The organism is Oerskovia sp. NPDC060287, assembly GCF_042726775.1.
GTDB classification, from domain to species: Bacteria; Actinomycetota; Actinomycetes; order Actinomycetales; family Cellulomonadaceae; genus Oerskovia; species Oerskovia merdavium.
Genome location: NZ_JBHXBO010000329.1, coordinates 1 through 3,734, shown reverse-complemented (window position 1 = coordinate 3,734; position 3,734 = coordinate 1). Strand labels below are relative to the sequence as shown.

Annotated in this window: 5 protein-coding genes; 2 read left to right on the top strand and 3 right to left on the bottom strand. The window is 73.0% G+C overall.

The features are described 5' to 3' along the window. Positions 1 to 58 precede the first annotated feature (58 nt). Positions 59 to 835: a phosphatase PAP2 family protein gene (locus ACFWFR_RS18380; RefSeq protein ID WP_377624038.1), complete on the bottom strand. Its 777-nt coding sequence runs from the start codon at positions 833 to 835 to the stop codon at positions 59 to 61. Between the two features lie 126 nt (positions 836 to 961). Here ACFWFR_RS18380 and ACFWFR_RS18375 point away from each other — a divergent pair, with 126 nt between their 5' ends. Continuing rightward, positions 962 to 1,798: a type II CAAX prenyl endopeptidase Rce1 family protein gene (locus ACFWFR_RS18375; RefSeq protein WP_377624037.1), complete on the top strand. Its 837-nt coding sequence runs from the start codon at positions 962 to 964 to the stop codon at positions 1,796 to 1,798. A gap of 27 nt (positions 1,799 to 1,825) precedes the next feature. Here ACFWFR_RS18375 and ACFWFR_RS18370 read toward each other — a convergent pair whose 3' ends face one another. Further along, positions 1,826 to 2,755, bottom strand: coding sequence for a LysR family substrate-binding domain-containing protein (locus tag ACFWFR_RS18370; protein ID WP_377624036.1), 930 nt, complete (start codon positions 2,753 to 2,755; stop codon positions 1,826 to 1,828). Positions 2,756 to 2,815: 60 nt separating this feature from the next. Between ACFWFR_RS18370 and ACFWFR_RS18365 the strand changes: the two genes are divergently transcribed. Next, entirely contained in the window at positions 2,816 to 3,250 is a 435-nt protein-coding gene (locus ACFWFR_RS18365; RefSeq protein WP_191800285.1) for a DUF5997 family protein, read from the top strand. A gap of 35 nt (positions 3,251 to 3,285) precedes the next feature. On the opposite strand, the gene ACFWFR_RS18360 is transcribed toward ACFWFR_RS18365, so the two are convergent. Then, positions 3,286 to 3,594 (bottom strand): SelT/SelW/SelH family protein, encoded by a 309-nt coding sequence (locus ACFWFR_RS18360; RefSeq protein ID WP_191800287.1) that lies wholly within the window; start codon positions 3,592 to 3,594, stop codon positions 3,286 to 3,288. Positions 3,595 to 3,734: the final 140 nt, after the last annotated feature.

Genomic DNA, 3,734 nt, shown 5'->3' with positions numbered 1-3,734 from the left:
CCCCTGATCCGGTCGGATCAGGGGCACCTACTCACTTCTCGGCCGGTCGGCTCCGCGGCTACCCTCGCACGCCACCCTCGGCGCGCGCCGCCGGTGCCAGCACCAGCCGGCACACCGCCTCGTTGCGGCACAGCACACCGAGCCCCGCAGCCGCCGGCCCCCTCAGCGCCAGGACGACCGCGACGACGACGCACACACCGACCGTCCCACCGGCGACGACGTCGTGCGGGTAGTGGACGCCCTGCACCACGCGCGCCGCGCCCGTGACCACCGCGAGGACGACCGGCGCGACGACCATGGCCCGGTGCGGCGGGAGGCGACGGGCGCGCCGGAACCGGAGCGCCGTCGTCGTGCCGAAGAGGGTGTCCACGACTCCCCCGCGGGCGCGGCCCGTCGCGAGCGCCGTGAGGACCACGGCAGTCCCGAGCGCGAACGCGATGGTCGTGTGGTTGCTCGGGAACGACCAATCGCCCGCCACGGGGCAGTGTGCGATCTCGATGAGCTCCCAGCAGCCGCGGGGCTGCTGGACGATCGTCTTGGCGACCTCGGACGTCGCGTACGCCAGCACGGCGCCCGCACCCCCGACGACGGCGGTCGCGACCGCGACGAGCCCCGCCCCGCGAGCCTGCCAGGCCGCGAGCACCCACAGCAGGGCGAGCACGATCACGCCTGCCTCGGCGACGAGCTCGACCCCTGGCAGGTCTGCGGTGCGGGCCGTCACCGCGAGGTAGAGGTCGGTGCTCGGCCCCCGCAGGAGCAGCAGCGACGGAACGATCACAGCGGCCGCGAGCAGCCAGAGCAGGGCCAGGAGGAGGGGCGATCTGGGGGACTTCACCCCGGAATGGTACGGAGGTGAACGGAGGATGAACATCCGCCCACGGTCGGACCGGGCGACCTCCCGGCAACCCTCGCGCGGCCCTCACCCCGCCTTCACGAGCGCGGCCGTGGCATCGTGGGGCGCGTGACCGCAGCCCGCAGCGCCGCCCCTCCCGACACGGCTCTGCGCGTCCTCTGGCGGCTCCTCGCCGCGGCGCTCGTGTGCGGGTCGGCGGTCCTGCTGTTCGCGGTGCACGTCCGCCCGCTGGGCTACCTACCGCTCGTCGCGGGCGTGGCGCTGGGGCTCGTGGTCGACCGGCGGCTCGGGCGCGACCTGCTCCTGATCGCGACGGGCATGGCGATCATCAGCAGCATCCCGCTCGCTGCCGACCTGAGCGACGCAGGGATCGCGCGCTTCGCCGTGGTGCTCTCGCTCGCCGTGCTCGTGCCGTGGGCCGTCTCGCGCTATGTCTACCGCGACGACGCGATCAGGTTCCCCGTGCGCACGGGCAGGCGCTGGAACCGGACCCAGATCGTGTACCTGCTCGTCGTCCTGGTCGCGGGCTACCTGATCCTGCCCGCGTACTTCATCGGGTCGGGCTCGTACCAGAACTGGCCCCCGATCGAGACGCCGCAGGAGATCGCGCGACTCTTCGTGGGTGTCAACGCCGTGGGGATCTGGGACGAGCTCTTCTTCGTGTGCGTCGTGTTCGCGCTGCTGCGCCGCCACTTCGCGCTGTGGCCCGCGAACCTCCTGCAGGCGACCGTGTTCGTGTCGTTCCTGTGGGAGCTCGGCTACCGCAGCTGGGGGCCGCTCCTGACGATCCCGTTCGCGCTGGTCCAGGGCTGGATCTTCGCGCGCACCAAGTCGCTCACGTACGTGGTGTGCGTGCACCTGCTGTTCGACGCGATCGTGTTCGCGGTGCTGGTGCACGCGCACCACCCGGAGCTGTTCGACGTGTTCGTCACGGGCGGGCGCTGAGCCGCCCGCGCGCGGCGCGCACCGACGTCAGCGCCCCTTCTTGCGGCCCTTCATCGACTGCGACTTGCCGAGGCGCTTGGCGACAGACCTGCCGGACTTCTTGCCGCCGCTCGGGGCCTGCTTGGCGCCGCTGCGCGCGGCGGCGCTCGTGGCCCGGGCCCCCTTGGCACCTGCACCGCTCTTGCCGCCCGACGACGAACGCCCGTCCTTCTTCTTGCTCGCCTCGGGCGTGGGGGGCGTCGGGCCCGCCACGCCTCGCGAGCTGTTCGCGGTGCGCCCGCGCACGATGCCGATGAACTCCTCGACGAGGTCCGTCTTGTCCTCGGTGACCCACCCCAGCGCGACCGGGGCCTCGGGGCCGTCGCCGAGCGTCCGGTACGTCAGGTCCTTGCGGTGGTGCAGCCGCGCGAGCGACTGCGGCACGACCAGCAGCCCGATCCCTGCGGCGACCAGCTCGATCGCGTCGGCCGTCGTGGTCGGACGCTCGCGCGCAGGCTTGCCGGGCAGCGCGGGCCGGTCGTCGTCCGCGGCTGCGCCGTCGGAGGGCTCCGCCCAGCCCAGGACGTCGTCGAGCGGGTGCAGGAGCACCTCGTCGGCGAGGTCGGCCACGGTGAGCGCTTCGTCACTCTCGAGCGCCGCGAAGACGTGGTCGCGCGGCACGACGACGACGGGCACCTCGGTGTACATCGCGATGTGGCTCAGGTCCTCGCTGCGCACGGGGCGACGCAGGATCGCGACGTCCGCCCCGCCGTCGAGCAGGAGGGCCTCGACCTGCGCGGACGGCACCGCGAGCGCCTCGATGCGCACGTCGGGGACGCGGTCGATCCACGTCCGCACCCACTTGGACGGGGTGACGCCGGGGACGTAGGCCAGGCGGAAGCCGGGGGCCTGCGCGTCGGATACGTCCTCGGCCGGTTGCTCGGCCTCGTGCTCGGCGCTGCGCGCAGTCTCTTCCACCCGACAACACTAGCCGCCCCCGGGACGAGGAACCGCGGCCGGGACCGATACCCTGGGACCATGAGCACCCCGCACTCCTCCCAGACCATGAAGCCCGCTACCGCGGCGAAGAAGCTCGGGGTGTACCTTCCCGCCACTCCCCAGGAGTTCCAGGAGGGGACCATCACGCGCGGCCAGCTCGAGGAGCTGGAGACCAACCCGCCCGAGTGGCTCGTCGAGCTCCGTCGCAACGGACCCCACCCGCGACCCGTCGTCGCCGGTCGCCTGAACGTCTCGATCGCGGGCCTGGCCCGCGGCGGCGTCGAGGAAGCACTGACCACCGAGCAGATCAACGAGCTCCGTGAGGACCCGCCGGCGTGGCTCGAGCGCGAGCGCACCATCCAGGCCGAGGTCCGCGCCGAGGAGGAGCGCATCAAGGAGCGCGACCTCAAGAAGGCCAAGAAGGTCGCGCGCGCGAACCGCGAGGCCGAGCACAAGGCCGCAGCGGCCGAGTGACGCCTCGCGTCGTCTGAGCGGCCCGGAGGCAGCGGCTAGGAGGCGCCCCCGGCGCGGTCGGTGTGACCGAGCGCGAGGCCGGGGGCCACTCGGTCGCGCACGATCCGCTTGAGCACCGGGACCTCGGGGAAGCCCTTCTTCTCCTTGCGGTCCCACACGAGCTCGTCGCCCACGCGGACCTGGAAGATCCCGCCCGTGCCGGGTACCAGCGCGACCTCGGTGAGCCGGGTCCCGAACGTCGTCAGCAGCTCCTGCGCGAGCCACGCCGCACGCAGCAGCCAGTTGCACTGCGTGCAGTAGGTGATCTCCACGCGGGCCGGTGTCTCGGTGCTCTGTTCGTCCACGCGCCCAGCGTGCCAGACGGCGGGGCTCGCCAAGCACTGCGGCCGTCCGTGGCCCCCGGGCGCCGAGCACGAGGTCGCGCGCACCCGAGCACGAGGTTGCGGTCGCCGAACCCGTCACAGCGACCGCAACCTCGTGCTCG

Coding starts and splice junctions, on each gene's coding strand:
- ACFWFR_RS18365 (WP_191800285.1), top strand. CDS start 2,816: ATGAGCACCCCGCACTCCTCCCAGACCATGAAGCCCGCTACCGCGGCG.